At 59.1% G+C, this 23,741-nt stretch carries 27 protein-coding genes and 1 tRNA gene; 13 read left to right on the top strand and 15 right to left on the bottom strand.

What is annotated here, in order from left to right; translation table 11 throughout:
* The first annotated feature begins 2 nt into the window (after positions 1-2).
* Both FCH38_RS00790 and FCH38_RS00785 read left to right on the top strand, forming a co-directional pair.
* Positions 3-359, top strand: coding sequence for a VOC family protein (locus FCH38_RS00790; protein ID WP_149897581.1), 357 nt, complete (start codon positions 3-5; stop codon positions 357-359).
* Between the two features lie 16 nt (positions 360-375).
* On the top strand, positions 376-822 hold the full coding sequence (locus FCH38_RS00785; protein ID WP_174372557.1) for a VOC family protein: 447 nt from the start codon (positions 376-378) through the stop codon (positions 820-822).
* Between the two features lie 52 nt (positions 823-874).
* Here FCH38_RS00785 and ccoP read toward each other — a convergent pair whose 3' ends face one another.
* From ccoP to cobU, 5 genes are all read right to left on the bottom strand, one after another.
* A complete protein-coding gene (ccoP, locus tag FCH38_RS00780) occupies positions 875-1,738 on the bottom strand; it encodes a cytochrome-c oxidase, cbb3-type subunit III (protein ID WP_174372556.1) in 864 nt (287 codons plus the stop codon).
* 3 nt (positions 1,739-1,741) lie between these two features.
* Positions 1,742-1,894, bottom strand: a complete 153-nt coding sequence (locus tag FCH38_RS00775; protein WP_006316283.1) for a CcoQ/FixQ family Cbb3-type cytochrome c oxidase assembly chaperone — start codon at positions 1,892-1,894, stop codon at positions 1,742-1,744.
* Positions 1,895-1,906: 12 nt separating this feature from the next.
* Positions 1,907-2,638 (bottom strand): cytochrome-c oxidase, cbb3-type subunit II, encoded by a 732-nt coding sequence (gene ccoO / locus FCH38_RS00770; RefSeq protein ID WP_052818411.1) that lies wholly within the window; start codon positions 2,636-2,638, stop codon positions 1,907-1,909.
* 10 nt (positions 2,639-2,648) lie between these two features.
* Positions 2,649-4,271 carry a cytochrome-c oxidase, cbb3-type subunit I gene (ccoN, locus tag FCH38_RS00765; RefSeq protein WP_153513743.1) on the bottom strand — a complete coding sequence of 541 codons (1,623 nt, stop codon included), beginning with the start codon at positions 4,269-4,271 and terminating at the stop codon, positions 2,649-2,651.
* Positions 4,272-4,511: 240 nt separating this feature from the next.
* Entirely contained in the window at positions 4,512-5,033 is a 522-nt protein-coding gene (gene cobU, locus FCH38_RS00760; protein ID WP_174372555.1) for a bifunctional adenosylcobinamide kinase/adenosylcobinamide-phosphate guanylyltransferase, read from the bottom strand.
* Between the two features lie 505 nt (positions 5,034-5,538).
* Between cobU and FCH38_RS00755 the strand changes: the two genes are divergently transcribed.
* Together FCH38_RS00755 and FCH38_RS00750 are read left to right on the top strand one after the other, a co-directional pair.
* Positions 5,539-6,231 carry a DUF599 domain-containing protein gene (locus FCH38_RS00755; protein WP_149898123.1) on the top strand — a complete coding sequence of 231 codons (693 nt, stop codon included), beginning with the start codon at positions 5,539-5,541 and terminating at the stop codon, positions 6,229-6,231.
* Positions 6,232-6,291: 60 nt separating this feature from the next.
* The gene (locus FCH38_RS00750; protein WP_174372554.1) at positions 6,292-7,257 is read left to right on the top strand and encodes a heparan-alpha-glucosaminide N-acetyltransferase; all 966 of its coding nucleotides are present in this window, start codon (positions 6,292-6,294) and stop codon (positions 7,255-7,257) included.
* A 236-nt stretch (positions 7,258-7,493) separates the two neighbouring features.
* On the opposite strand, the gene FCH38_RS00745 is transcribed toward FCH38_RS00750, so the two are convergent.
* On the bottom strand, positions 7,494-7,880 hold the full coding sequence (locus tag FCH38_RS00745; RefSeq protein ID WP_149897573.1) for a MerR family transcriptional regulator: 387 nt from the start codon (positions 7,878-7,880) through the stop codon (positions 7,494-7,496).
* 74 nt (positions 7,881-7,954) lie between these two features.
* Positions 7,955-9,382, bottom strand: a complete 1,428-nt coding sequence (gene mgtE / locus FCH38_RS00740; protein WP_149897572.1) for a magnesium transporter — start codon at positions 9,380-9,382, stop codon at positions 7,955-7,957.
* Positions 9,383-9,744: 362 nt separating this feature from the next.
* Here mgtE and FCH38_RS00735 point away from each other — a divergent pair, with 362 nt between their 5' ends.
* The 3 genes from FCH38_RS00735 to FCH38_RS00725 are packed head-to-tail and all read left to right on the top strand — an operon-like array spanning position 9,745 to position 12,859.
* A complete protein-coding gene (locus FCH38_RS00735; protein WP_174372553.1) occupies positions 9,745-12,045 on the top strand; it encodes an FdhF/YdeP family oxidoreductase in 2,301 nt (766 codons plus the stop codon).
* Complete coding sequence (locus tag FCH38_RS00730) at positions 12,045-12,347, top strand: hypothetical protein (RefSeq protein WP_174372552.1); 303 nt, start codon at positions 12,045-12,047, stop codon at positions 12,345-12,347. The genes FCH38_RS00735 and FCH38_RS00730 overlap by 1 nt, the downstream gene beginning before the upstream one ends.
* A 17-nt stretch (positions 12,348-12,364) precedes the next feature.
* Entirely contained in the window at positions 12,365-12,859 is a 495-nt protein-coding gene (locus FCH38_RS00725) for a peptide deformylase (protein WP_174372551.1), read from the top strand.
* A gap of 3 nt (positions 12,860-12,862) precedes the next feature.
* On the opposite strand, the gene FCH38_RS00720 is transcribed toward FCH38_RS00725, so the two are convergent.
* Complete coding sequence (locus tag FCH38_RS00720) at positions 12,863-13,291, bottom strand: OsmC family protein (RefSeq protein ID WP_149897568.1); 429 nt, start codon at positions 13,289-13,291, stop codon at positions 12,863-12,865.
* A gap of 123 nt (positions 13,292-13,414) precedes the next feature.
* Between FCH38_RS00720 and FCH38_RS00715 the strand changes: the two genes are divergently transcribed.
* Positions 13,415-13,582: a Thivi_2564 family membrane protein gene (locus tag FCH38_RS00715; RefSeq protein WP_003495928.1), complete on the top strand. Its 168-nt coding sequence runs from the start codon at positions 13,415-13,417 to the stop codon at positions 13,580-13,582.
* A 67-nt stretch (positions 13,583-13,649) separates the two neighbouring features.
* On the opposite strand, the gene FCH38_RS00710 is transcribed toward FCH38_RS00715, so the two are convergent.
* Positions 13,650-14,075, bottom strand: coding sequence for a PAS domain-containing protein (locus FCH38_RS00710; RefSeq protein ID WP_149898122.1), 426 nt, complete (start codon positions 14,073-14,075; stop codon positions 13,650-13,652).
* Between the two features lie 196 nt (positions 14,076-14,271).
* On the opposite strand from FCH38_RS00710, the gene FCH38_RS00705 reads away from it, so the two are divergent.
* Positions 14,272-14,433, top strand: coding sequence for a hypothetical protein (locus FCH38_RS00705; protein WP_149897567.1), 162 nt, complete (start codon positions 14,272-14,274; stop codon positions 14,431-14,433).
* A gap of 198 nt (positions 14,434-14,631) precedes the next feature.
* Here FCH38_RS00705 and FCH38_RS00700 read toward each other — a convergent pair.
* Positions 14,632-14,716, bottom strand: a tRNA-Leu gene (locus FCH38_RS00700).
* A gap of 189 nt (positions 14,717-14,905) precedes the next feature.
* Between FCH38_RS00700 and lipB the strand changes: the two genes are divergently transcribed.
* From lipB to FCH38_RS00685, 3 genes are all read left to right on the top strand, one after another.
* Positions 14,906-15,637: a lipoyl(octanoyl) transferase LipB gene (lipB, locus tag FCH38_RS00695; protein WP_174372550.1), complete on the top strand. Its 732-nt coding sequence runs from the start codon at positions 14,906-14,908 to the stop codon at positions 15,635-15,637.
* Between the two features lie 66 nt (positions 15,638-15,703).
* Positions 15,704-16,771, top strand: coding sequence for an NAD(P)-dependent alcohol dehydrogenase (locus FCH38_RS00690; RefSeq protein ID WP_174372549.1), 1,068 nt, complete (start codon positions 15,704-15,706; stop codon positions 16,769-16,771).
* A 71-nt stretch (positions 16,772-16,842) separates the two neighbouring features.
* The gene (locus FCH38_RS00685) at positions 16,843-17,778 is read left to right on the top strand and encodes a DMT family transporter (RefSeq protein WP_174372548.1); all 936 of its coding nucleotides are present in this window, start codon (positions 16,843-16,845) and stop codon (positions 17,776-17,778) included.
* Between the two features lie 19 nt (positions 17,779-17,797).
* On the opposite strand, the gene FCH38_RS00680 is transcribed toward FCH38_RS00685, so the two are convergent.
* From FCH38_RS00680 to yajC, 5 genes are all read right to left on the bottom strand, one after another.
* Entirely contained in the window at positions 17,798-18,256 is a 459-nt protein-coding gene (locus FCH38_RS00680; protein WP_153513753.1) for a hypothetical protein, read from the bottom strand.
* Positions 18,257-18,385: 129 nt separating this feature from the next.
* Complete coding sequence (locus tag FCH38_RS00675) at positions 18,386-19,231, bottom strand: phytoene/squalene synthase family protein (protein WP_174372547.1); 846 nt, start codon at positions 19,229-19,231, stop codon at positions 18,386-18,388.
* 23 nt (positions 19,232-19,254) lie between these two features.
* On the bottom strand, positions 19,255-19,647 hold the full coding sequence (locus FCH38_RS00670) for an Mth938-like domain-containing protein (RefSeq protein ID WP_149897562.1): 393 nt from the start codon (positions 19,645-19,647) through the stop codon (positions 19,255-19,257).
* The gene (gene secDF, locus FCH38_RS00665) at positions 19,647-22,211 is read right to left on the bottom strand and encodes a protein translocase subunit SecDF (protein ID WP_149897561.1); all 2,565 of its coding nucleotides are present in this window, start codon (positions 22,209-22,211) and stop codon (positions 19,647-19,649) included. The genes FCH38_RS00670 and secDF overlap by 1 nt, the downstream gene beginning before the upstream one ends.
* Before the next feature lie 83 nt (positions 22,212-22,294).
* Positions 22,295-22,642 (bottom strand): preprotein translocase subunit YajC, encoded by a 348-nt coding sequence (gene yajC, locus FCH38_RS00660; RefSeq protein ID WP_149897560.1) that lies wholly within the window; start codon positions 22,640-22,642, stop codon positions 22,295-22,297.
* A 207-nt stretch (positions 22,643-22,849) separates the two neighbouring features.
* Between yajC and FCH38_RS00655 the strand changes: the two genes are divergently transcribed.
* A complete protein-coding gene (locus tag FCH38_RS00655; RefSeq protein ID WP_153513756.1) occupies positions 22,850-23,722 on the top strand; it encodes an ATP-binding protein in 873 nt (290 codons plus the stop codon).
* The last annotated feature ends 19 nt before the right edge of the window (positions 23,723-23,741 follow it).

Genomic DNA, 23,741 nt, shown 5'->3' with positions numbered 1-23,741 from the left:
CGATGACAGAGAATACCAACGACCGACGCATCGACTATGTCGAATTCAACGTCGCCGATATCGAACGCAGCAAGGAATTTTACGGCGGCGCATTCGGCTGGACCTTCAAGGATTACGGTCCGCAATATTGCGAGTTTTCCGACGGCCGCCTGACGGGCGGCTTCACCACCACCGCGCCGGTTTCGGCCAAGGGCGGACCGCTCGTCATTCTCTACGCCATCGATATCGAGGATGTGCAGCGTCGCGTCGAGGCGGCCGGTGGACAGATCAGCGTCGCGCTATTCGAGTTTCCGGGCGGACGCCGCTTTCATTTCACCGATCCGGATGGATACGAACTGGCCGTCTGGTCGAAAAACTGATCGGCAGGAGCCCGCCATGACTTTGACAACGCCGCCTTTTTTGTTGGTCGGTATCGATCATATCGTCTTCATCGTCGACGACATGACGCGGGCGCTCGATTTTTACCGGAACGTGCTGGGGTGTAGGGATGGTTACTCTTACCCTGCTCTCGGGATGGAGCAAGTCTGGTGCGGAAACGCCTTGATCGTGCTTTGGGATGTCACGCACCCCGGTGGCGCAAAGGCTGCTCCGCCTGTCGCCGGAGGACGTAATGTCGATCACATCTGCATAGCGACCGGTCCTCTGAACCATGATGCGCTTCGCGCGCACCTGGCGAAATTTAACGTCAAGATAGAGCAGGAAGCCTTTCACGGCGGCGCGAGAGGAATGGGACATTCGTTCTATTTCCGTGATCCCTTCGGCAACAAGATCGAGTTGAAGGGACCAGCCGAATATCCGGATGGACGGGCGGAAAACGCCTGATCTGAACAATAAAAAAGGGCGCCCCCGGCGCCCTTCTTAAATTCTGCTCGCTTCACTCGCCACCACCTAGCGAATGCACGAAGATCGCCAGCTGCTTGACGGTCGTGTCCCCGAGACGCTCACCCCAGGCGGGCATGACGCCGTGCTTGGGCGACCGTATCTGCGAGACGATGCCTTCTTCGCCGTGAGACTTCAGCCAGATCGCATCGGCAAGATTGGGTGCGCCGAACTCGCGGTTACCCTTGGCGTCCTCGCCGTGGCAAGAGGCGCAATTATCGGCAAAAAGCTGCTTGCCAGGTTCCACCAAAGCCGGGTTTGAGGGGGTGCCGGTGAGGCTGACGACATAGGCGGCAACCTCGCGGATTTCATCCGATTTCAGAATGTCGCCGAACGCCGGCATTTCCGAAGCGCGCGTATCCGCATCGTCGGCAAAACGAATGCCGTGTTTCACCGTCGTGTAGATGTCGTCAACGCTGCCGCCCCACATCCAGTCGTCATCGTTGAGGTTGGGATAGCCCTGCCCGCCTTCCGCACCAGAACCGTGACACTGAATGCAATTCACCTTGAAAGCGGCTGCACCGCCGGAAAGGGCAAATTGCATCAGGGTTTGATCGGCCTGAATGTCGGCAAGCGACGAATTGGCGATTTTATCGACATAAACGCTCTGCGCCTGTTTCGCATCCGCGATTTCGCCGGCGATTTCGCCACGGCTGCTCCAGCCGAGCAATCCTTTCGTGGCACCCGATATCAGCGGGTAAGCCGGATAGGCGATGGTGTAGCCGATTGCCCAGAGGATCGTGAAATAGAAGGTCCAGACCCACCAGCGAGGCATGGGGTTGTTCAGCTCGCGAATACCGTCCCATTCATGGCCGGTGGTTTCGACGCCGCTGATGTCATCAATGTGTTTTTCGGACATATCCTAGTCCTCCCTGAGCGGAATGCTGGCGGCATCGTCCGCGGCTTTCTTGGAGCCGGGGCGAAGGGTGAAAACAACGACACCGGCAAAGAACAGGGTCATGGCAAGCAGGCCCCAGCTATCGGCGAAGTGGCGCATGGCCGTGTAGGTTTCCATGGCTTTCTCTCCTCACCGGTATCCGGCGGCATCGTCATAGGTCGAGAAATCGACCAGCGTGCCGAGCATCTGCAGATAGGCGACCAGCGCATCCATTTCGGTGAGCTTGGCCGGATCGCCATCGAAATCGCCGACCTTTGCCTTGGGATAGCGCGCCAGCAGTTCCGACGAATCCGCATTCGGGTCGGCCTGCGCGGCAAGATCGGCGGCCGACTTCTCAATCATCTCGTCGCTATAGGGCACGCCAACGGCACGGTTGGCCTTCAGCTCCATCGAAACATCGGTGATCTTCAGCGACGTGGTCTTCAGGAACGCATAGGACGGCATGATCGATTCCGGCACCACCGAGCGCGGATCGGCCAGATGCTGCACATGCCATTCGTTCGAATAGCGATCACCGACGCGCGCGAGGTCCGGCCCGGTGCGCTTGGAGCCCCACTGGAACGGATGGTCGTACATGGATTCCGCCGCCAGGCTGTAATGCCCGTAACGTTCCACCTCGTCGCGGAACGGCCGGATCATCTGGCTATGGCAGACGTAACAGCCCTCGCGGATGTAGATGTTGCGCCCAGCCAGTTCCAGCGGCGTGTAGGGGCGCATGCCCTCCACCTTCTCGATGGTGTTTTCGAGGTAGAAGAGCGGTGCGATTTCCACGATGCCGCCGATAGAGACGACCAGCAGGGAACCGACCAGAAGCAGTGTGGCATTGCGTTCGATGACGCCGTGTTTGTCAAGTATGGACATCGGCCTCTCCTTATTCAGCGGGCTGCAGCGAAGGTGCGGCATCCTTGCGGACGCCCTCCTCGCGTTGATGACCGAGAATGGTCATCGTGACGTTGTAGGCCATGATCAGCGCGCCGCTGAGGAACATCAGACCGCCCAATGCACGCATGACGTAATAGGGGAACAGGGCCGCGACCGATTCCGCGAAGGAATAGACGAGGAAGCCCTGGCTATCATATTCGCGCCACATCAACGCCTGCTGGATGCCGGCCACCCACATGACGGCGGCGTAAACGACGATGCCGAGCGTGGCGAGCCAGAAGTGCCAGTTGACCAGTTGCAGGCTGTAGAGACGATCCCTGCCCCAGAGTTTCGGCGTCAGGTAATAGATTGCGCCGAAGGTGATCATGCCGTTCCAGCCAAGCGCGCCCGAATGCACGTGGCCGATGGTCCAGTCGGTATAGTGGCTGAGCGAGTTGACGGCCTTGATCGACATCATCGGACCTTCGAAGGTCGCCATGCCGTAAAAGGCCACCGCCATCACCATCATGCGCACGACGGGGTCAGTGCGGATCTTGTCCCATGCGCCTGAAAGCGTCATCAGGCCGTTGATCATCCCGCCCCAGGACGGCATCCACAACATGATCGAAAACACCATGCCGAGCGTCTGCGCCCAGTCCGGCAGCGCCGTATAGTGCAGGTGGTGCGGGCCGGCCCAGATATACATGAAGATCAACGCCCAGAAGTGGATGATCGACAGGCGGTAGGAATAGACCGGGCGGTTCACCTGCTTGGGAATGAAATAATACATCATGCCGAGGAAGCCGGCCGTCAGGAAGAAGCCGACGGCATTATGGCCGTACCACCATTGCGTCAACGCATCCTGCACGCCCGAAAAGGCCGAGTAGCTCTTGACGCCGAGGAAGGACACCGGAACCGCCAGATTATTGACGATGTGCAACATGGCGATAGTGACGATGAAGCCGAGATAGAACCAGTTCGCCACATAGATATGCGGCTCCTTGCGCTTCAGGATCGTGCCGAGGAAGGTGGCGAGATAGGCGACCCAGACGATGGTCAGCCAGATATCGACATACCATTCCGGCTCGGCATATTCACGGCCCTGCGTGATGCCGAGCAGATAGCCTGTCGCGGCCATCACGATGAAGAGGTTGTAGCCCCAGAAAACGAACCAGCCGAGATTACCGCCGAACAGGCGCGCGCGACAGGTTCTCTGCACCACGTAGAACGACGTCGCAATCAGCGCGTTTCCGCCGAAAGCGAAGATCACCGCCGATGTGTGCAAGGGCCGCATCCGGCCGAAATTGAAATAGGGAGCGATGTTGAGATCGGGAAAGGCGAGCTGAAGCGCAACCACCACCCCAACCAGAAAACCGACGACACCCCAGAAAACGGTGGCGATGACGCCGTATTTCACAACCTCGTCGAAGTATTCCGACTGGAGGCGGGCGCGCGCGGCCGGATCGGCGGGCGCGAAGGAAACGCGGCGCAGCAGAAGCACCGTGCTGACCAGTAGGGTAAAGAACAGCACCCACATATGGGCGGCGAAAAGACTGTCATGGGCAAAGGCTGCCCCGAGCAACGCGAGAAAGGCCCCGAGGGCCACGATCGCGGTTTCTAACGTGTAATTCATTGTTGGTTTCCCCCAACGTGCAAGCCGACCGACGAAAGGCAGGGTATGCGCCTGGGAGAGCGGAAACGCGCCTTTGCGTCGGTTGCAGCATTGCCACCGGCGGGAGAACGCCACCTTGATCCAGATCAAGAAAGCAAAGCTGTCGCAGCCCCGACAAAACAGGCAGCGGCGTTACCGGAAGAATTGCGTAAGCGCAAAAGGACTAACGAGTGACGGTAACCGTCTTTTGCAGGGCCAGACTCAGCCCTTCATCTTCAAGGGTAACCCGGCGGCGACGAAATAAACCTCACCGGCAATGGCGGCGATGCGCTGGTGCAGCCGCCCGGCATGGTCGCGGAACTCACGCGCCATACGGTTTTCCGGCACGATGCCGAGACCGACCTCGTTGGAAACGAGGATTACCTTCGCTTTAACCGATGCGGTTGCCGCCACCAAAACGTCAAAGGCGGCCTCGATATCGGCATTTTCCATCATCAGATTGGTGAGCCACAATGTCAGGCAGTCGATGAGGATGACATTGTCCGGTCGGTCGAGGTGCTCCAGCACCGCGACAATATCGACCGGCGCTTCATGGGTGATCCACTCGTCGCCGCGCCGCGCCTGATGATGGCCGATGCGGTCACGCATCTCCTCATCCCATGGCCTGCCGGTGGCCAGATAATGCAGGCTTCCGCCGGCCGTTACCGCAAGCTCTTCCGCAAAACGGGACTTGCCGGAGCGCGCGCCGCCAAGAATGAAAACGGAGCGGTTTTTATCTGTCATCGGAAACCTGAATGAGGAAATGAAACGGACCGGCGTCTTTGCATTGTCGCAAGCCGGAGACAGGCGGCCATGAAGGGAACGATTCGTAGAAAAAGGCGTTCCCCGGTTGCTCATGCCGGACTGCCGCTGATACCGGACCGGAGACGTCAAAACCTGTCCGCACGATGCGAGACATATCAGAGCTATGACAACTCCGGATGCCGGCACCACCGGTCCTTCGAAGAAGGCTAGGTGCGAACGGCCATCCTGTCAATCTGCCGGAGATGGTATCGGGATATCAGGCGGAACCGGTACGCAAAACCTGACCCGGAACCGGCAGACCTGTCGTCCGCGAGAGCGATTGATAAAGCCACATGGTTACCGGAACGTTAGCAGAAAACGAAATGGCGACACGGCAACGCGCGGTGAGAATATTTGCTCACGGAGGTCGTCGCCATTGCCTTGCCATGGCCTTCAAATCAATATGCTTTCGAAGATTCGCAAACAGCAAGGTGGCCTGCCCGTGATGACCATCATGGACTACATATCGATCGTCGTTTTCGTCGTGCTGTGGGCTGCCTATACCCATATCACGACGGGATCGCGGCTGTTTTCGCGCGCCAGCCTCAACCAGGCCATGGCCGGGCGCCGGCGCGACTGGATCATGAATTCGCTGAAGCGCGACCTGAAGATGATCGACACGCAGATCATGGCCGGTTTGCAGAACGGCACGGCCTTCTTCGCCTCCACCTCCATCTTCGCCATCGGCGGCTGTTTCGCTCTGCTGGGCGCGACGGAACAGGTCGAATCGGTGTTTCGTGACATGCCTTTCGTCCATTATTCCGGGCGCACGGCCTTCGAGCTGAAAGTCATCGGGCTGACCTGTCTGTTCGGTTATTCCTTCTTCAAATTCGGCTGGTCCTACCGCCTGTTCAACTATTGCACGATCCTGTTCGGCGCCATTCCCATGGTCCATGATGCCGGTGCCGACCGCGAAGCGGCCGAGCGTGCCGCCGAAAACGTCATAAAGATGAACATCATCGCTGCTAAGAACTTCAATGACGGCCTGCGGACGATCTTTCTGTCCATCGGTTATCTCGGCTGGTTCATCAGCCCCTATGTCTTCATCGCCAGCACCGTCATCATCATCGTGGCATTGCTGCGCCGCCAGTTCTTTTCCGAGGCTCGTCGCGCCATCATGGAAGACGACAGGCCTTGAAATAGCCGCACTTCAAGGGCCAAGCCCGAATGAATACCGGTCTCGTCAAAAGCGGAAAACATGGACACAAACGCAGCCGTCACCGAAACAAGCCGCAAGGGCCGCATAGGCGGTCTCGATACCCTGCGCGGACTGGCGCTCATCGCCATGGCGTCCTACCACTTCACGTGGAATCTGGAATATTTCGGTTATCTCGAACCCGGCACGGCAACCACGGGTCTCTGGAAACTCTATGCGCGTGGCATCGCCTCCTCATTCCTGTTTCTGGCCGGTTTCAGCCTGTTTCTCGCCCATGGCAAAAGCCTGAACTGGCCGTCCTTCGGCAAACGGTTCGCCATGGTGGCAGGCTCAGCGCTGTTGATCACCGCCGCCACGTATTTCGCCTTTCCCGACAGCTTTATCTTCTTCGGCATCCTGCATAATATCGCCGCCGCAAGCCTCGTCGGGCTGCTGTTCCTGCGTGCCCCCGCGGTCGTGACACTGCTTTTCGCCGTCGTCGCCTTCGCGTTGCCGCAATATCTGCAATCCGACCTGTTCAATACAAAATGGCTGGCCTGGATCGGCTTTGCCACCATGCCGCCCCGCTCCAACGACTATGTGCCGCTGCTACCCTGGCTGGCACCCTTCCTTGCCGGACTTGGCGTTTCGCAATTCGTCACTCCCCGCAACTGGCTGGATCGTTTTCGCAACCCCAGCTCACCGCGCAACCTGGTCGCCAGCGCCGGCCGTCACAGCCTTGCCTTTTACCTCATACACCAGCCGGCACTGATCGGCCTCGTCTACGTCCTGTCGCTCGTCGCTCCGCCTCCTCCCGTCGATCAGGTGGAGCTCTACAAATCAAGCTGTGAGAAAAGTTGCGTCGAACAGGCTAACGGGGTGGAGCTGTGCCAGCGTTTCTGCGGCTGCACGCTGGAGAAACTGCAGGCGGAAAGCCTGTTTGACATCATGATGGAAGGCAAGCTCAGTGCCGATCAGCAGACGAAGGTCAGCGAATTGGCACAGCAGTGCACGGTTGAGGCGCAGTAAACGCTTGCCGCTTGTTTCTTCTCCCCGCCGGGGAGAAGGTGGCCCGAAGGGTCGGATGAGGGGGAAACGTTGCCGGATTTCGGGAGCAAGCCCCCTCATCCCGCTGCCGCGGACTTCTCCCCGGCGGGGAGAAGAAACAAGCGGACGGCCGCCCGCTCCAGATATCACCTCGCAATTTGCTGTCTCAGAAGCGCAGATGTTTCATCTTTTATGAAACGGGAGCTATCGAGCTATGCTCAAGTCCCGACGCCGATTTCGGCGAGCCGCGTCAGACAGGCCTCTTCGACATTGTCGAGTTCCGCCAGCGTCTCCTCGATGTCCTTGCGCTTCTGTCTGAGATCGGCGCGCTTTTCATCGACCTTCTTCATCAGCAGAATAAGCTGCCCCGATTCGCCCGGCGGCTCCTTGTAGACGTGAATGATCTCGCGAATTTCGGCGATCGTGAAACCGATACGGCGGCCGCGCAGGATTTCCTGGATAAGACGTCGGTCAGCAGACCTGAAAAGCCGTGTACGGCCACGACGCTCAGGGTGAATGAGGCCCTCATCCTCGTAAAATCTCAAGGTGCGGGTGGAAACACCGAATTCGCGTGTCAGTTCGGTTATGCTATAATACTTGTCCAAGGGCCTATCCGATTCATAACCGGATGATATTATTTGACCTTCACGTAAAAGTCAATTTTGCCCACAGCCCTCTCCTAGCCGGAAATTCCATACCACCAGGTCGCGATGCCGAGAAAGCTGAAAAAGCCGACAATATCGGTCACCGCCGTCACGAAGACCGCCGAGGAGACTGCGGGATCAGCCCCGAACTTGTCGAGAACCAGCGGAATGAGAATACCGGCCAGTGCAGCCGCCAGCATGTTGAGACACATGGCTGTGGCGATGATGCCGCCAATATGCACATCCTGAAACCACACGCCGGCGACGACGCCGATGGCGCAGCCAAACAACATGCCGTTCAGGATGCCGACACCCGCTTCGCGGCGGATGATGCGGGCGGCGTTGTGAATATCGAGGCTTTTGGTGGCGAGCGCCCGCACCGACACCGTCATGGTCTGTGATCCGGCATTGCCGCCCATGCCGGCGACGGTCGGCATCAGGATCGCCAGGGCGATGATCTGCTGGATCGTTGCATCGAAAAGGCTGATGACCGAGGCGGACAGAAAAGCGGTAAGGAGGTTGACGGCAAGCCACGGCACGCGCGAGCGCGAGGTGCTGACGATACTATCCGACAGTTCTTCATCACCAACGCCGCCGAGGCGCAGCAAATCCTCTTCAGCCTCTTCCTGAATGACGTCGACCACGTCGTCGATGGTGAGCACGCCAACGAGCCGGCCGTTATTGTCGACCACGGCGGCGGACAAAAGGTCATATTGCTCGAAAAGCTGCGCCGCCTCTTCCTGGTCCATTTCGGCCGGAATGGAGTGGTTGGTGTCGTGCATGATCGTTTCGATCTTCACCTGCCGCTTGGCGCGCAGCACCCTGTCGAGATCGAGCGCGCCGACCAGCTTGAAGGTGGGATCGATGACGAAAATCTGCGAGAAAGATTCCGGTAGCTCCTCCTCCTCGCGCAGATAATCGATGGTCTGGCCGACGGTCCAGAAAGGCGGCACGGCGACGAATTCCGTCTGCATGCGCCGGCCGGCCGAGCTTTCCGGATAGTCCAGCGCCCGCATAAGCCGCACGCGTTCGGTAAACGGCAGCTGCGAGAGAATGTCCTCGCGGTCGTCGTCATCGAGATCTTCGAGAATATAGACGGCGTCATCCGAATCCAGTTCGCCGATACCGGCGGCGATCTGCTCGTTCGACATCTGGTCGACGATATCGAGGCGGATCCCCTCATCCACCTCGGTCAGCGCCGTCATGTCGAAATCGGAACCGAGAAGCCGCACGAGTGCGTGGCGCTGTTCCGGCAGGATGGATTCCAGCACGTCGCCGAGTTCGGACTCATGCAGCCGCGCTACATTCTTTCGCAGGAACAGCAGGTCGCGGTCGGCGATCGCCGCGCCCACCATCGCCAGAAAATCCGAACGGACGGAGCCGTCCTCGGCATAGATATCGGAAAGTGCCTCTTTCGGCTTCAACTCTTCGGGAGCGGCAAGATCGTCGTCACGGTCTGTCATCTGGCGTCCCCCTGTTTTCGAAATGCCGCAGTGCACGAATGCGCAGGCAGAATGGCGTTAAAAAGCATATTGTCAACAACCGGATAGCCGGAAAACAACAAGCCTCGCGACTGCGACGAAAATGTCATGAACCGCGCTTTCGTGAGACTATAATTCACGAATATCGCACCCGCGTTAACGCGTCCTGCCGGTTCGGCGTCGCACCTGACACAACGCCCCGCAACGCCCGACTGTTCCGCAGAAAACGGCAAGTTAAAGATTGACATATGTCGCCTAAAGGCGATTCTGAAGAAGCTTTTTTACATATGATCGGCCCTGTTCACCACATGGCCAAGCACGTAGATTTCAGGAAAAACACAGCAATGAGCAAGACGGATTTCATCGGCAAGGCCTCCTCGGCTGCAGGCGGCTGGGGCGCGCTGAAAAGCGTGGGCAAGCGGCTTATGGAATCCGGTGCGCCGATTTCCGGCGCGCGTGCGCTGCTGAAAGCGAACCAGCCTGATGGCTTCGATTGCCCGGGCTGCGCATGGGGCGACCCCGAACATGGCTCTTCCTTCGAATTCTGCGAAAACGGCGTCAAGGCGGTCGCATGGGAAGCGACGGAAGCCCGCGTACCGCCGGATTTCTTCGCCACCCGCACCGTCGCCGAACTGCGCGGCTGGTCCGACTACGAGCTGGAAAAACAGGGTCGGCTGACGCATCCGATGCGTTACGACCGGGCGACCGACAAATATCTGCCGGTCTCGTGGGACGACGCCTTTGCCGAAATCGGCCGGATTCTCAACAGCCTCGACAGTCCGAACCGGGCGGAATTCTACACATCCGGCCGTGCCTCAAACGAGGCCGCCTTCATTTATCAATTAATGGTCCGGATTTTCGGCACCAACAATTTCCCCGACTGTTCCAACATGTGCCACGAGGCTAGCGGCGTCGGCCTGAAAGCCTCGATCGGCGTCGGCAAGGGAACGGTGCTGCTCGAGGATTTCGAACAGACGGATGCGATCTTCGTCATCGGGCAGAACCCCGGCACCAACCATCCCCGCATGCTGGGCGATCTGCGCCGGGCAGCCCTTCGCGGCGCAAGGATCGCCGTCCTCAATCCCATCCGCGAAAAGGGTCTGGAGCGCTTCGCCGATCCGCAGGACAAGATCGAGATGATCACCGGCAGCAGCACCAGGATCGCCACCAATTATTACCAGCCGCGACAGGGCGGCGACATGGCGGCGGTGCGCGGCATGAGCAAGGCGGTCTTCGCCGCCGATGACGCCGCAAGGGCGGCGGGCGAGCCCGCCATCATCGACTACGACTTCCTCGCCGAACATGCCGTCGAATTCGAGGCCTATCGCGCCGCTGTCGAAGCGACGAGCTGGGAAAATATCCTCGACCAGTCGGGCCTCACCCGTGCGGAAATCGAGGAAGCCGCCGGCATCTACATGAATGCCGGTTCCGTCATCGCCACATGGGCCATGGGGGTCACCCAACACCGGCACTCCGTCATCATCGTGCGCGAAATCACCAATCTCATGCTGCTGCGCGGCAATATCGGCCGGCCCGGCGCCGGCCTTTGCCCGGTGCGCGGCCATTCCAATGTGCAGGGTGACCGCACCGTCGGCATCGATGAAAAAGCCCCGCCCGCCCTTCTCGATGCACTGGAAAAGGAAATCGGCGTTCCCATGCCGCGCGAGCCCGGCCACAACACCGTCGAGGCGGTGGCTGCCATGCTGGATGGCGAGGCTCAGACCTTCATCGCGCTCGGCGGCAACTTCATGCGCGCGACGCCCGACAGCCCGCTGATCGTCAAGGCGTTCGAGAAGCAGAAACTGACCGTCAACATTGCCACCAAGCTCAACCATTCGCATCTGGTGCCGGGCGAAACCTCCTTCGTGTTGCCCTGTCTCGGGCGAACGGAAATCGACCGCAATTCGGCAGGCCGGTCGCAGATCGTCACCGTCGAAGATTCCATGAGCATGGTCCATGGTTCCGGCGGCATCAACCCGCCCGCGTCAGACGAATTGCGTTCCGAAGTCGCCATTGTCGCCGGCATTGCACACGCGACGCTCGGCGATACCCAGGTAAACTGGAAAGCGCTCGCCCATGACTACGATCTTATCCGCGACATGATCGAGCGGGTCATTCCCGGTTTCGACAATTTCAACGAACGCGTCCGTGCGCCGCGCGGTTTTCATCTGCGCAACGCCGCATCCGAACGGGAATGGAACACGCCAGCGAAAAAGGCCACATTCTACAGCGGCCCACTGCCCGAACAGACCGAACACCAGCAGGCGCTGACGCGCGACGACCTCTTCGTGTTGCAGACCTTCCGCAGCCACGATCAGTACAATACGACGATCTATGGCATGGATGACCGCTATCGCGGCGTCTATGGCGAGCGAAACGTCATCTTCATGAACCCTGCGGACATGGAGACGCTCGGTGCCCATTCCCGCCAACGTGTCGATGTCATCGGCGAATACGGCGACGGCGTGGAACGCATCGCGAAAAATTTCCGGCTGGTTCCCTATAATATCCCGCGCGGCAGCGTCGGCGGTTATTATCCGGAACTGAACGTACTGGTGCCGCTGTCGAGTTATGGCGAGGAAAGCTTCACCCCCACGTCGAAATCCGTGCTGGTCTCCGTGCGCCTGCTCGCCGATGCATCCTGATGGATGAGGAGCAATCCGCAGCCGCCTTCATGGCGACGGTGGCGCAGATGCAACAAGCGTCTTCGCAGGCTCTAACGGCCACGGGTGCGGCGATCCTTCTGGCGATACATCTTGAAATAGCCACCGATAGCCGCAGCATTGCCAACCGGCTGGGGCTTGCACATGCCCTCGTTTTGCGCGAAATCGCTGCCCTGTCGCCCCGCTTCCTGCTGGTGACGAGACGCGATGCACGCACCCAGCGCAGCTTTCTGGAGGCGACGGCGGAAGGACAGGTCCTCGCCGCGTCCTCCTCCCGGATTTGAAACAAACGGAGCATTCCTTGGCAATCAGGCCGATCCTGCCCTATCCCCATGCCGGCCTGTCCGAAATCTGCGCGCCGGTCACGGTTTTTGACGCCCAACTGCAAAATCTGGTCACGGACCTGATCGACACCATGCGGGCCGCGCCCGGCGTCGGTATCACCGCCGCTCACACCGGCGTAAAACAACGCGTTTTCGTGCTGGAACTGACGCCGGGAACCGTCCTGACCTACATCAACCCCGAGATTCTCAGCCAATCCGCGCAAACGATGCGGCATGTGGAGGGCAGCGTCTCGATGCCGGGTTTCACCGACGAGGTGGAACGGCCGTCCAAGATCGAGGTGAGGTTTCAGGATATATCGGGGATCGAACACCGGCAGACCGCCGAGGGATTTCACGCCATCTGCATCCAGCACGAAATCGACCAGCTGGACGGCATTTTCTGGCTGAAGCGCCTTTCGAAGCTGAAGCGCGACCGGCTGGTAAAAAAATGGAATAAGTCCCGCAAGCCCTGAGGATCAGCCAGCAATCGACAGCACGAATTCAGCGTCACCCTTCAATGTGTTGCTAACGGTGCAGATATTCTCGGCCGCATGGGCGAGCGCATCGCGGGTCGCATCGTCGAAATCCCCGGCAAACGCAATTTTGATATCGAAACGGATGATACGATAGGGCTCCCCGGCGGATTTTTTACCCGAGACCTCTACGACGACACCCTCGAAACGATCAAGCAACCCCATATGGCTTGCTGCGATTCGGGCGCTGAGCGCCAAACAGGCGGCAAGTGAGGAGTAAAGGAGATCGATCGGGTTGAATCCCGGTTCAGAGACACCGGTGACGATCTCCAGCGCACCGCCGGTTACCGTCGAAATAACCGGGCGACCAAGCCGCCCGAGTTTGGCGGTGGCGCCAACCGGTCTCGATCTCACTTTCGCGCCATCGGCCATTCAAACAAATCCTGATTTAATCGCGTGCAACTGAATGCATGGAACAAAAGTCTATCTGGCGCTTTTTACTCACACAACGGTGAACGACCGTTGAAACCTTTATTTTACAGGGAGCTGGGACATATGGTTACATCTACGCTCGTCAGCATTCTGATCACCTTCCTGGTGATTGTGCTCGTCTTGTGGCTCATCGCACGCCTGCCCGTCGGCGGCGGCGCAAAACAGATCGCGCAGATCATCGTCATCATCATCGGTATTATTTCGCTGCTGAAATATCTCGCGGTCTTCTGATGTCCCGGTGACGCGCGAACGGAAAAAAGGCGGCGAAAGCCGCCTCTTTTTGTTCGAAGATCGCGACCTACTGGCGAGGCTCAAACTGGTAGGGTTTCTTGAGCGTAATATCCCGAACGCTGCCAATACCGAGAAAAGGCGTATTGTCGGCATCAAAAATCGCCCTGCCCTTCGCCACGATCCAGCGCACTGAACCATCAGGCAAATTGACCTTGTAGCGCTGATCGAAGAACTCACCGGTGGTTATGCTGTCGAAAATGGCCTGAGCCACCCGATCGCGCATTTCCACATCAATTTTTTCAAGAACTTGTTCGATCGTCACACCACGCGACGCCACCGGTTCGGAAAACCCGTGGCATTCCGCAGTCACGGCATCCATGATCAGCCTGTTATCGGCAATGCTCCACATGTAATAACCGAGCACATTGTCCGAATCCGTCTTGTCTCCCAGCACGAAAACCCCCGGACATTTTTTTCTGACAAAAGCTAACACCAGACCTCTCATATTCCACCCCTCGTTTTGTAGGGGTAACCGCCTGGCTACTGCAGCGTGTATCGATATCCACCGAAATTTATAACGATCGAATCCAGATATCGTTCTCAAAGGAGCGATAAATTCTGAAGAGACATCGCAAAGCCCCCCGCCTGCACCTAAATAGCCTTGCGATGATATTTCGAAGGAGGTGAATATGCTGCGGACCGCTCTTACTTTTGGACTGCTGACGGTGACCGTCGTTCTTACCGGTTGCCAGACGTGGCACAGCCCATATCGTGGAAATGAGTGGCGGATGGATCAGGTCATGGATGGCGACCCCTACCGTGTCGGTGACGGACAGCGAAACCGGCGCTGAGACCGTCCCATTCATTCGATCCGGACGGCGGCAATTCGATGTTTTGCCGCCTCCAAATTATAGCACTGTGGTGACGGGGTAAAAAATCTTACGCGGCCGGGGTGCCCGCAATGTGCGCCGACGGACCTTCCTGTTGAACAGGGACGTGAAGCTAACCAATTGGCTAAAAAAGAAAAAACCCGCCGAAGCGGGTTTCTTTGGTGCGGTCGAGAAGACTCGAACTTCCACGGGTTGCCCCACAGCGACCTCAACGCTGCGCGTCTACCAATTCCGCCACGACCGCATCGTGGTAGATGTCAACTTGCGCCGACGGGGGTGCATGTAGCAAAAGGATTTTCGGTGCACAAGAGCGTCGTGACAGTTTTTTGAAATTAAAAATCGCCCCGACCCACCCTATATGCAGGAAGCCCGGAAATGCTGGGGTTGCCGCCTTGTCGCCATTTTGCGAGAAGGCTGTGGAAAGGACTTTTTCATGCTCACACGCACGGATATCGAGACAAATATGTTCCCTCTCGCCGGTTCGCCGCCCGTTCGCTGGCGAATCTCGGAAGGTCTCGTCCCTTACGGACAGGCGATCGAGGAAATGGAGCGCGAAGTTGCGGCCATCGCCAGCGGCGAGGCCGACGAACTCGTCTGGCTTCTGGAACATCCGCCGCTCTACACTGCCGGCACCAGCGCCGATGCCGCCGATCTCATCGAGCCGGATCGTTTTCCTGTCTTCGCCACTGGTCGCGGCGGCGAATATACCTATCATGGTCCGGGACAGCGGGTCGTTTACGTCATGCTCGACCTGAAACGACGCCGACAGGATGTCCGCGCCTATGTTGCAGCACTGGAAGACGTGATCATCCGCACGCTCGACAAGATGAATGTCCGCGGCGAGCGGCGCGAGGATCGGGTCGGCGTCTGGGTCAGGCGGCCTGAAAAACCGTTGCTGCCGGGTGGCGGCATGGCTGAGGACAAGATCGCCGCACTTGGCATCCGCTTGCGCAAATGGGTGAGCTTCCACGGGCTGTCGATCAACGTCGACCCCGACCTCGGGCATTTCTCCGGCATCGTTCCCTGCGGTATCAGCGCCTATGGCGTTACCAGCCTTGTCGATCTGGGATTGCCGGTTATGATCGGCGATGTCGACGTTCTGTTGCGCGAAGCCTTCGAGGAGGTTTTCGGCCCGGCAGTGCCCGAGGCCGGATCCGGCGGCTGATCTCACCGCAACCTTTGCCTCCGGCCGACGTTTGCAGCATCGATCACCACAAGAGGAGGAACGACCATGTTCACAACGTCCGCCTATGCCTGCGATGACGGTTCTTCGCCGATGAAGCTCGCGACGATCAAACGTCGCGATCCCGGTCCGCACGATGTCGAAATCGAGATTGAATTCTGCGGCGTCTGCCACTCGGATATCCACACGGCCCGCAGCGAATGGCCGGGGTCTCTCTACCCTTGCGTTCCCGGCCATGAAATCATCGGCCGCGTCGGACGGGTGGGTTCAGACGTCACGAAGTTCAAGACAGGCGACCGTGTCGGCGTTGGCTGTATCGTCGATAGCTGCCGCGAATGCGCAAGCTGCGCCGAAGGGCTGCAGCAATATTGCGAAAACGGCATGACCGGCACCTATAATTCGCCTGACAAGGCCATGGGCGGCGGCGCGCATACGCTGGGTGGTTATTCCGCCCATGTGGTGGTGGATGACCGGTATGTGCTCAATATTCCCGAAGGGCTCGATCCGGCCGCCGCCGCACCCCTGCTCTGCGCCGGCATAACCACCTATTCCCCGCTGCGCCACTGGAATGCCGGCCCCGGCAAGCGCGTCGGCGTCGTCGGTCTCGGTGGCCTTGGCCATATGGCCGTCAAAATTGCCAATGCCATGGGCGCGACAGTGGTGATGATCACCACCTCTCCCGGAAAGGCGGCAGACGCTAAGAAACTCGGCGCACACGAGGTTATCGTTTCGCGCGACGCTGACCAGATGAAGAAAGCCGCTTCCAGCCTCGATCTCATCATCGACGCTGTCGCCGCCGACCACGACATCGATTCCTATCTCGCGCTGCTGAAACGCGATGGCGCCCTGGTACAGGTCGGCGCGCCGGAAAAACCGCTCTCCGTTCACGCCTTCAGCCTCATCCCCGGCCGCAAGACCTTTGCCGGCTCGATGATCGGCGGCATTCCTGAAACGCAGGAAATGCTCAATTTCTGCGCCGAAAAGGGCATCGCCGCCGAAATCGAGATGATCGATATCGATCAGATCAATGACGCTTATGAACGCATGATAAAAAGCGATGTGCGTTATCGTTTCGTCATTGATATGAAGAGCCTGCCGCGCCAGAAGGCCGCCTGACTTTTAGGAAGGGGCGATCTTACGACGCCCCTTTCCTCATTGGACCTTCGGGTCGAAAGCGCAGCCTGCCCATGACCAGCCAGACCGGTTTCAGCGACGTCGCCAAGGGTATGACCATCATGGCGGGTTGCATGTTCGTGCTGCCGATCATGGATGCCATCGCCAAATATATGGCGGTCAGCGGCGGCATGTCGCCCGCGCAGGTGACCTTTTACCGGTTCTTTTTTCAGGTGCTGTGCACCCTGCCCCTGCTCATTCTCGTCTCACCGAAAGCGCTGTTCAGCGCCAAGCGCCCGTGGATGAACTGCCTGCGCGGTGTGCTGCACGCCTCCGCCAGCCTGATGTTCTTCGCCGCCGTCAAATACATGCCGCTTGCCGATGTCTTTGCGATCTATTTCGTCGAGCCCTTCATGCTGACGATGATGTCGGCCCTCTTCCTCGGTGACAAAGTCGGCTGGAAGCGCTGGACGGCGATCGTCGTCGGTTTCGGCGGCGCGCTGATCGTCATTCAGCCGAGTTTCGAAATTTTCGGCTGGACATCGCTTCTGCCCGTCGCCTGCGCTTTTCTCTACACGCTTTACCTGTTCCTCAACCGCGCCATCGGCGATGCCGACAGTCCACTCGTCATGCAAACCATGTCCGGTATTGCCGGCACGATATTCATGGGTGCGGTGCTTCTGGCCGGCGATGCGCTGGGCGATAAGGATTTCACGATGTCGCTCCCGCAATCCGGCTTCGCGCTTGTCCTGCTCATCCTGCTGGGATCGATATCCGGCTACATGCACCTGCTGATCGTCAGGGCTTTCAGGCTTGCGCCGTTATCGCTTCTGGCGCCGTTCCAGTATTTCGAGATCATCTCGGCAACCATTCTCGGTTATGCGCTGTTTTCGGATTTTCCGACGCCGTCGAAATGGCTCGGCATTCTCATCATCGTCGCGTCCGGCCTGTTCATCATCTGGCGAGAAAGCAGGCAGGCCCACATTACCCCGCCGCTTGACGGGCAATGACGGTCAAAAGCGGCGCGCGTCAGGTGCCCGAGGGCAGCGGTCCTTCATCGTGATGGTCCTGCGCCTCCACAAGGCTGCCAAGCAGCCAGAGGGAAACCTCAGCCGCTTCACCGGCGGATTTGAAGCGGTATGAGCCGCTATATTTCGGCATGTCAAAAAAGGTGACGACAAAACCATCGCCGCTTTCCAGACTTTCGACCCTGATCCGCTCGGGGTCGATCATCACGCAAACATAATGGGAGCCCATGTTGCGCATGAAGCCGGCCTTGTTGTCGTGCAGCCGCACGAAGGCCGCCCCGCCGTCAACTGTCATATGCAGGCTTCGGATTGCCTCGTTGGGAAAGGCACGGGCGAAATCCATGATCGCCTGCCCCACATCATGGCTGTTATCCTCATCCGTTGCCCGCGTCATGCGCCAGGCATAAACGGCAAAGACCGCAAGCAGCACGAAGACGATAATCCAGATCGCCATATTCATCGGGGACGCTCCCTCAGCACCGAAACATCACGACTCGCGAATCGAAACGACGCGAACCCGCTTCAGCTTCATAGAGATCGAGGCTTGTGTGAAGTGTGGCTTGTCGGAAGACAAGGCGTGAATGGGAAATCAGAAGCGTTTCAGGAACGACGCCTTTGCAAGAGCCCACTGCCGGCGAAGCTGCGACAGCTGCAACTCGCCCTCGAACACGCCAACCCCGGCCTTTCTGGCGGCAAGGATGACCGGCCTGGACAGGGCAACAGGCAGATAGGCCGCAAAGACGGCCCTGGGAACCTTCGCGCGTCTTGCCCTTTCAAGATGATCGAGCGCATGGGCGGCAAACAGCTCGATGGCGATGCCGATACGTTGCCTGTCGTCGCCTTCGAGAAAGGTCTCGCGATCCAGCCCGGCGGCCGAGAGCATGTCAGCGGGAATATAGACCTGCCCGCGGCGGCGATGCAGCGGCATCAGGAGCAGAATGCCGGCCATGGCCTGCGCCACACCCGCATGTCCAGCCGCTTCCGCGCTCGCTGGGGCGTCCTCCGTCGAAAGCACGAGGCTCGCCAGCTGGATCAGGGCCGAGGCGGTTTCCCCGGCATAACCTTCAAGCGCATTGCGATCCTCGAACAGATCGTCATAGAGATCGAAAATGCGCGCCTCGATCATATTGGCCAGCACCGGGCGCGGCAGACGGTATTGCTCGATAGCGGTCAAAAGAGCGGCAGCAACGGGATGGGACAGACTATCGCCATGCGCATTGCCCTCAAGCAGATCGCGCCACCATTGCATGCGCACTTCGCCGGGCAGCGCCTCGCGCACGGAATCGCGGATACGGGCGATTTCGGCATTAAAAGCGTAAAGCGCCGCCAGAGAATTGCGTTTATCGGCAGGCGACAGAAGACAGGCGAGATAGCGGTCGCGATCGGTGTCGCGCAGCGTCGCGAGGCAGACGTCGAGATTTTCTGTGGGTGCCATGGTTCCCCGCGCGAAACGTCCTGTCAGCCTTCGACGGCAATCAGCGCCGCAGCCACGGCGCGCGATTCCGAAAGCATGATATTATAAGTGCGCACGGCAGCACCCGTGCTCATCGGATCGACCGAAATGCCCGCTTCCTTGAAGGCCGCGCGCAACTCCTTCGGCAAAACACGCATGTCATCACCGGTGCCGATCAGCAGCACCTCGATATCCTGCGCCTGCGACAGAACCTGATCGAAATGTCCGATCGTCAGTTCTTTAAAATCGACGGGGCTCCATCCGTGAATGCCCGAAGGCAAAAGCAGCAGCGAGCCGCGATGCGACATGTCGGCAAAACGGAAACCGCCATTGCCATAGGCATCGATGGGCGCCCGGCCGGGAAAATGGGCCGGGCGTATTTCTATCCCGCCGACCATCAGACGGCAGGCTTGCCGCCAATGGCGTTGCCGGGCTTTTCATCCTTCTCGTCTTCCGCGTCCTTGTTGTCGGGACGCAGCTTGAAGGCGATCAGCACCGGTGCCGCGATATAGAGCGAGGAGAACACGCCGATACCGACACCGAACAGCATGGCGAAGGTGAAGGACCTGATAACCTCACCACCGAAGAGATAGAGCGCCAGCAGTGCCAGAAGCACGGTCAGACCGGTGAGGATGGTACGCGACAACGTCTGGTTCAGCGACACGTCGATGACCATCGACAGCGGCATCTTTTTATACCGCCTGAGGTTTTCGCGGATACGGTCGTAGATGACGACGGTATCGTTCAGCGAATAACCGATAATCGTCAGGATGGCCGCGATACTGGTGAGGTTGAACTCTATCCCCAGGAAGACGAAAAGGCCGATGGTAAAGACCACGTCATGCACCATCGAGATGACCGCGCCCAGCGCAAACTGCCACTCGAAGCGGAACCAGATGTAGATCATGATCCCCGTCATGGCGAGCAGGATGCCAATCGTGGAGGTGAAGGTCAGATCGCCCGAGACCGCAGGACCGACGACTTCGACGCGGCGGAAGTCGTATTTGTCCTCAAGCTCGCCGCGCACCAGGGTGATAGCCGACTGCTCGGCATTTTCGCCGCCGTCCTGCGCCTGAATGCGGATCAGAACATCCTGCGGCGTGCCGAAGTTCTGCGCCTGGATTTCACCGAGATTGAGCTGATTCAGACGCTCGCGAATATCGCTAAGGTCCGCCTCGCCCTGCTTGGCGCGCACTTCGATGACCGAGCCGCCCTGGAAATCGATGCCCAGGTTCAGGCCCTTGCCGACGAAGCCGCCGATGCAGGCGAGCATGACCGCGCCGGTGATCATGAACACGACGCGACGGTAACGCATGAAGGGAATGTCGCGGCCATCGAACATGGCGGTGCGGACACCCTTCGGCAGATGCTTCGGACGGCTGCGGCGCACCCAATAACCGAACATCCACGCCGTCAGCGTGTAGGCCGTGAAGACGGTGGTGATGATGCCGACCGCAAGCGTGACGGCAAAGCCCTTGACCGGACCGGTGCCCATGTAGAACAGCACGCTCGCCACGATCAGCGTCGTCAGGTTGGCGTCGACGATTGTCGCAAAGGCGCGCGTGAAACCGTTATCCAGTGCCTGGATCAGCGGTTTTCCACTTTTCACCTCTTCGCGTATGCGCTCGTAGATCAGAACGTTGGAATCCACCGCCATGCCGATCGTCAAGACGATACCGGCAATACCGGGCAAGGTCAGCGTCGATCCGATCACACTGAGGACCGCCAGCAGCATGACGATGTTGACGATGAGCGCGATGTTCGCCAGCAGGCCGAAGAAGCCGTAGAAAACGAACATGAAGATGAGGACGCCGACAGCGCCGATGGCGCTTGCCGTCAGGCCGGCGGTGATGGAGTCGTTACCAAGGCTCGGGCCGACGGTGCGTTCTTCAACCACGGTCAGCGTCGCCGGCAAAGCACCCGCACGCAGCAGAACCGCGAGATCGTTTGCACCCTGTACCGAGAAATTACCGGAAATCTGCCCCGAACCGCCGATGATCGGCTCGCGGATGACAGGCGCGGAAATCACCTGGTTATCGAGCACGATGGCGAAAGGCTTGCCGACATTCTGCTGCGTCGCCTGCGCAAAGCGCTGCGCGCCGCGGCTGTCGAAGCGGAAGGTAACGACCGGCTCGTTGGTCTGCTGGTTGAAGCTCGCCTGCGAATCCACGAGATTGTCGCCGGAAACGAGCGCGCGACGTTCCACCAGATAAGGAACCGGCGGATCGTCCTGCGAATAGAGAACTTCTGATGTCGCGGGCGGACGGCCGTTCATGGCTTCCTGCACCGGCATTGTCGTGTCGACCATGCGGAAGGACAGCTTTGCCGTCTGGTTGAGAAGCGATTTCAGGCGCTGCGGATCCTGAAGACCCGGCACCTGCACGATGATGCGGTCGGAACCCTGACGCTGGATGAGCGGCTCGGTGGTGCCCACTTCGTCGACGCGGCGACGCACGACTTCGATGGACTGCGCCACGGCCGAAGACAGGCGGTAATCAACGCCTTCATCCGTGAGGTTGAGCCGCAGCAGATTGTCGCCGCCATCGCTCATCGTCACTTCGGTGATGGAACCGCCGACCAGCGTTCCGGCGGATACCGGCTGCGTCAGGTCGCGAAGCGCCGTCTTGGCGGCTTCCAGCTGGGCCGGATCGCTGATGCGAACCTGAATCTGCTGGCCGTTACCGGTCAGCCCCGAATATTTGATATTGGCGTCGCGAAGCTGTGTGCGCACATCGCCAACGATCGTTTCAAGCCGTTCCTTGACAATGTCGGAACGCTCGATCTTGAGCATGATGTGCGAGCCGCCCTGAAGGTCGAGACCGAGCGTTACCTTGTTGTCCTTGTACCAGGCAGGCATGCTCTCCAGCTGTTTTTCCGAAAACAGGTTGGGAGAGGCGATGAAGACGCTTGCCAGCACAAGCAGCCAGATGAAGACTGTTTTCCAACGGGAAAAATGAAGCATTTCGATCTCGGTCAGGGTTGGGGGTCGCGCGGACAGCGCAACCCGTCAAAATTCGCAATCAGGCGTCCGGTTGTCCGGCAGGATCAGGAAGCAGCTTCCGTCTTGACCACTTCGCCCTTCACGCGCACTTCGGCGATGTAGGCACGAGCAGCACGGATTTTCACGCCTTCGGCGATTTCGACTTCGAGTTCATTGTCATCGATGACCTTGACCACCTTGCCGACGATGCCGCCACCGAGAACGACCTGATCGCCACGGCGAATGCTGGTCAGCGTTTCCTGGCGCTTCTTCATCTGCGCGCGCTGCGGGCGGATGAGGAAAAAATACCAGACCACCATAAGCGGCGCAAACAGGAACAGCATTTCCAGGCCGGAACCGAAACCCGATGCAGCGCCTGTCGCGTCCTGGGCAAAAGCTTGACTAATGAACATATAAAACTCCTCAACGATTACAGCACGACCTCGTATGCCGCCCCAGCTTTCAAGCCGCCGGAATATAGTGGGGAACGCCGGGATTGCAACAGATGCAGGGCCCTCGCCGTACCGATTCCGGACCTCTTAACCTTTATGGTGCGGAAACGCCATGCTAGGCCGGGTCGAAAACATTGTTTTGAACATTACATAAGCGGAAGAAACCCCATGATTCGAGAAGAGACGGCCACCCTGCTTCTTGCTGAACTGCGTCGACTGAACGTCGCCGTGGAACGATTGGCCGGCCCGGCGCCTGCCATAAATGACTGGAATGCGGCCGATTGTTTCGTGTGGACGCCAGTCAATTCCTTTCTGCAACCGGTCCCCCGCCCCAACCGCATCGCGCTGAAACTCATTCGCGGCGTCGATCATGTGCGTGATATCCTGCATGAAAACACCCTGCGTTTCGCCGAGGGTTTTCCCGCCAACAACGTGCTGCTATGGGGTGCGCGCGGCATGGGCAAATCCTCGCTGGTCAAGGCGGTTCACGAAGATGTGCGCACCGCAAGTGGCGTCCCCCTGAAACTGGTCGAGGTGCATCGCGAGGATATCCACACCCTGCCCGCTTTGCTCGACATCCTGAAAATCTCGGACCAGCGCGTCATCCTGTTCTGCGACGATCTATCCTTCGATCACGACGACACGGCCTACAAGTCGCTGAAGGCGGCGCTCGACGGCGGCATTGAGGGGCGGCCGGACAATGTCCTCTTCTACGCCACTTCCAACCGTCGCCACCTTCTGCCGCGCCACATGATGGAAAACGAGCAGTCGACCGCCATCAACCCGTCGGAAGCGGTCGAAGAGAAGGTCTCTCTGTCCGATCGCTTCGGCCTGTGGCTCGGCTTCCACAAATGCGGTCAGGAAGACTATCTGACGATGATCGACAGCTATGCCGAACACTTCGATCTGGGGCTGGACCGAGAAACCCTGCACCGCGAGGCGCTTGAATGGGCGACCACCCGCGGCGGCCGCTCGGGCCGCGTCGCGTGGCAATATATTCAGGACGCGGCCGGGCGTTTGAGAAAATCCATCGACCGATAACGCCACAGTGACTTCCGGC

This window comes from Agrobacterium tumefaciens (assembly GCF_013337285.1).
Classification (GTDB): Bacteria; Pseudomonadota; Alphaproteobacteria; order Rhizobiales; family Rhizobiaceae; genus Agrobacterium; species Agrobacterium burrii.
This window is presented reverse-complemented; position numbering and strand designations above follow the sequence as displayed.

Excerpts from the sequence above, each read along its gene's own strand:
- FCH38_RS00790 (WP_149897581.1), top strand. The coding sequence starts at position 3 with ATGACAGAGAATACCAACGACCGACGCATCGACTATGTCGAATTCAAC.
- FCH38_RS00785 (WP_174372557.1), top strand. The coding sequence starts at position 376 with ATGACTTTGACAACGCCGCCTTTTTTGTTGGTCGGTATCGATCATATC.
- ccoP (WP_174372556.1), bottom strand. The coding sequence starts at position 1,738 with ATGTCCGAAAAACACATTGATGACATCAGCGGCGTCGAAACCACCGGC.
- FCH38_RS00775 (WP_006316283.1), bottom strand. The coding sequence starts at position 1,894 with ATGGAAACCTACACGGCCATGCGCCACTTCGCCGATAGCTGGGGCCTG.
- ccoO (WP_052818411.1), bottom strand. The coding sequence starts at position 2,638 with ATGTCCATACTTGACAAACACGGCGTCATCGAACGCAATGCCACACTG.
- ccoN (WP_153513743.1), bottom strand. The coding sequence starts at position 4,271 with ATGAATTACACGTTAGAAACCGCGATCGTGGCCCTCGGGGCCTTTCTC.
- cobU (WP_174372555.1), bottom strand. The coding sequence starts at position 5,033 with ATGACAGATAAAAACCGCTCCGTTTTCATTCTTGGCGGCGCGCGCTCC.
- FCH38_RS00755 (WP_149898123.1), top strand. The coding sequence starts at position 5,539 with ATGACCATCATGGACTACATATCGATCGTCGTTTTCGTCGTGCTGTGG.
- FCH38_RS00750 (WP_174372554.1), top strand. The coding sequence starts at position 6,292 with ATGGACACAAACGCAGCCGTCACCGAAACAAGCCGCAAGGGCCGCATA.
- mgtE (WP_149897572.1), bottom strand. The coding sequence starts at position 9,382 with ATGACAGACCGTGACGACGATCTTGCCGCTCCCGAAGAGTTGAAGCCG.
- FCH38_RS00735 (WP_174372553.1), top strand. The coding sequence starts at position 9,745 with ATGAGCAAGACGGATTTCATCGGCAAGGCCTCCTCGGCTGCAGGCGGC.
- FCH38_RS00730 (WP_174372552.1), top strand. The coding sequence starts at position 12,045 with ATGGATGAGGAGCAATCCGCAGCCGCCTTCATGGCGACGGTGGCGCAG.
- FCH38_RS00720 (WP_149897568.1), bottom strand. The coding sequence starts at position 13,291 with ATGGCCGATGGCGCGAAAGTGAGATCGAGACCGGTTGGCGCCACCGCC.
- FCH38_RS00715 (WP_003495928.1), top strand. The coding sequence starts at position 13,415 with ATGGTTACATCTACGCTCGTCAGCATTCTGATCACCTTCCTGGTGATT.
- FCH38_RS00705 (WP_149897567.1), top strand. The coding sequence starts at position 14,272 with ATGCTGCGGACCGCTCTTACTTTTGGACTGCTGACGGTGACCGTCGTT.
- lipB (WP_174372550.1), top strand. The coding sequence starts at position 14,906 with ATGCTCACACGCACGGATATCGAGACAAATATGTTCCCTCTCGCCGGT.
- FCH38_RS00690 (WP_174372549.1), top strand. The coding sequence starts at position 15,704 with ATGTTCACAACGTCCGCCTATGCCTGCGATGACGGTTCTTCGCCGATG.
- FCH38_RS00685 (WP_174372548.1), top strand. The coding sequence starts at position 16,843 with ATGACCAGCCAGACCGGTTTCAGCGACGTCGCCAAGGGTATGACCATC.
- FCH38_RS00680 (WP_153513753.1), bottom strand. The coding sequence starts at position 18,256 with ATGAATATGGCGATCTGGATTATCGTCTTCGTGCTGCTTGCGGTCTTT.
- FCH38_RS00675 (WP_174372547.1), bottom strand. The coding sequence starts at position 19,231 with ATGGCACCCACAGAAAATCTCGACGTCTGCCTCGCGACGCTGCGCGAC.
- FCH38_RS00670 (WP_149897562.1), bottom strand. The coding sequence starts at position 19,647 with ATGGTCGGCGGGATAGAAATACGCCCGGCCCATTTTCCCGGCCGGGCG.
- secDF (WP_149897561.1), bottom strand. The coding sequence starts at position 22,211 with ATGCTTCATTTTTCCCGTTGGAAAACAGTCTTCATCTGGCTGCTTGTG.
- yajC (WP_149897560.1), bottom strand. The coding sequence starts at position 22,642 with ATGTTCATTAGTCAAGCTTTTGCCCAGGACGCGACAGGCGCTGCATCG.
- FCH38_RS00655 (WP_153513756.1), top strand. The coding sequence starts at position 22,850 with ATGATTCGAGAAGAGACGGCCACCCTGCTTCTTGCTGAACTGCGTCGA.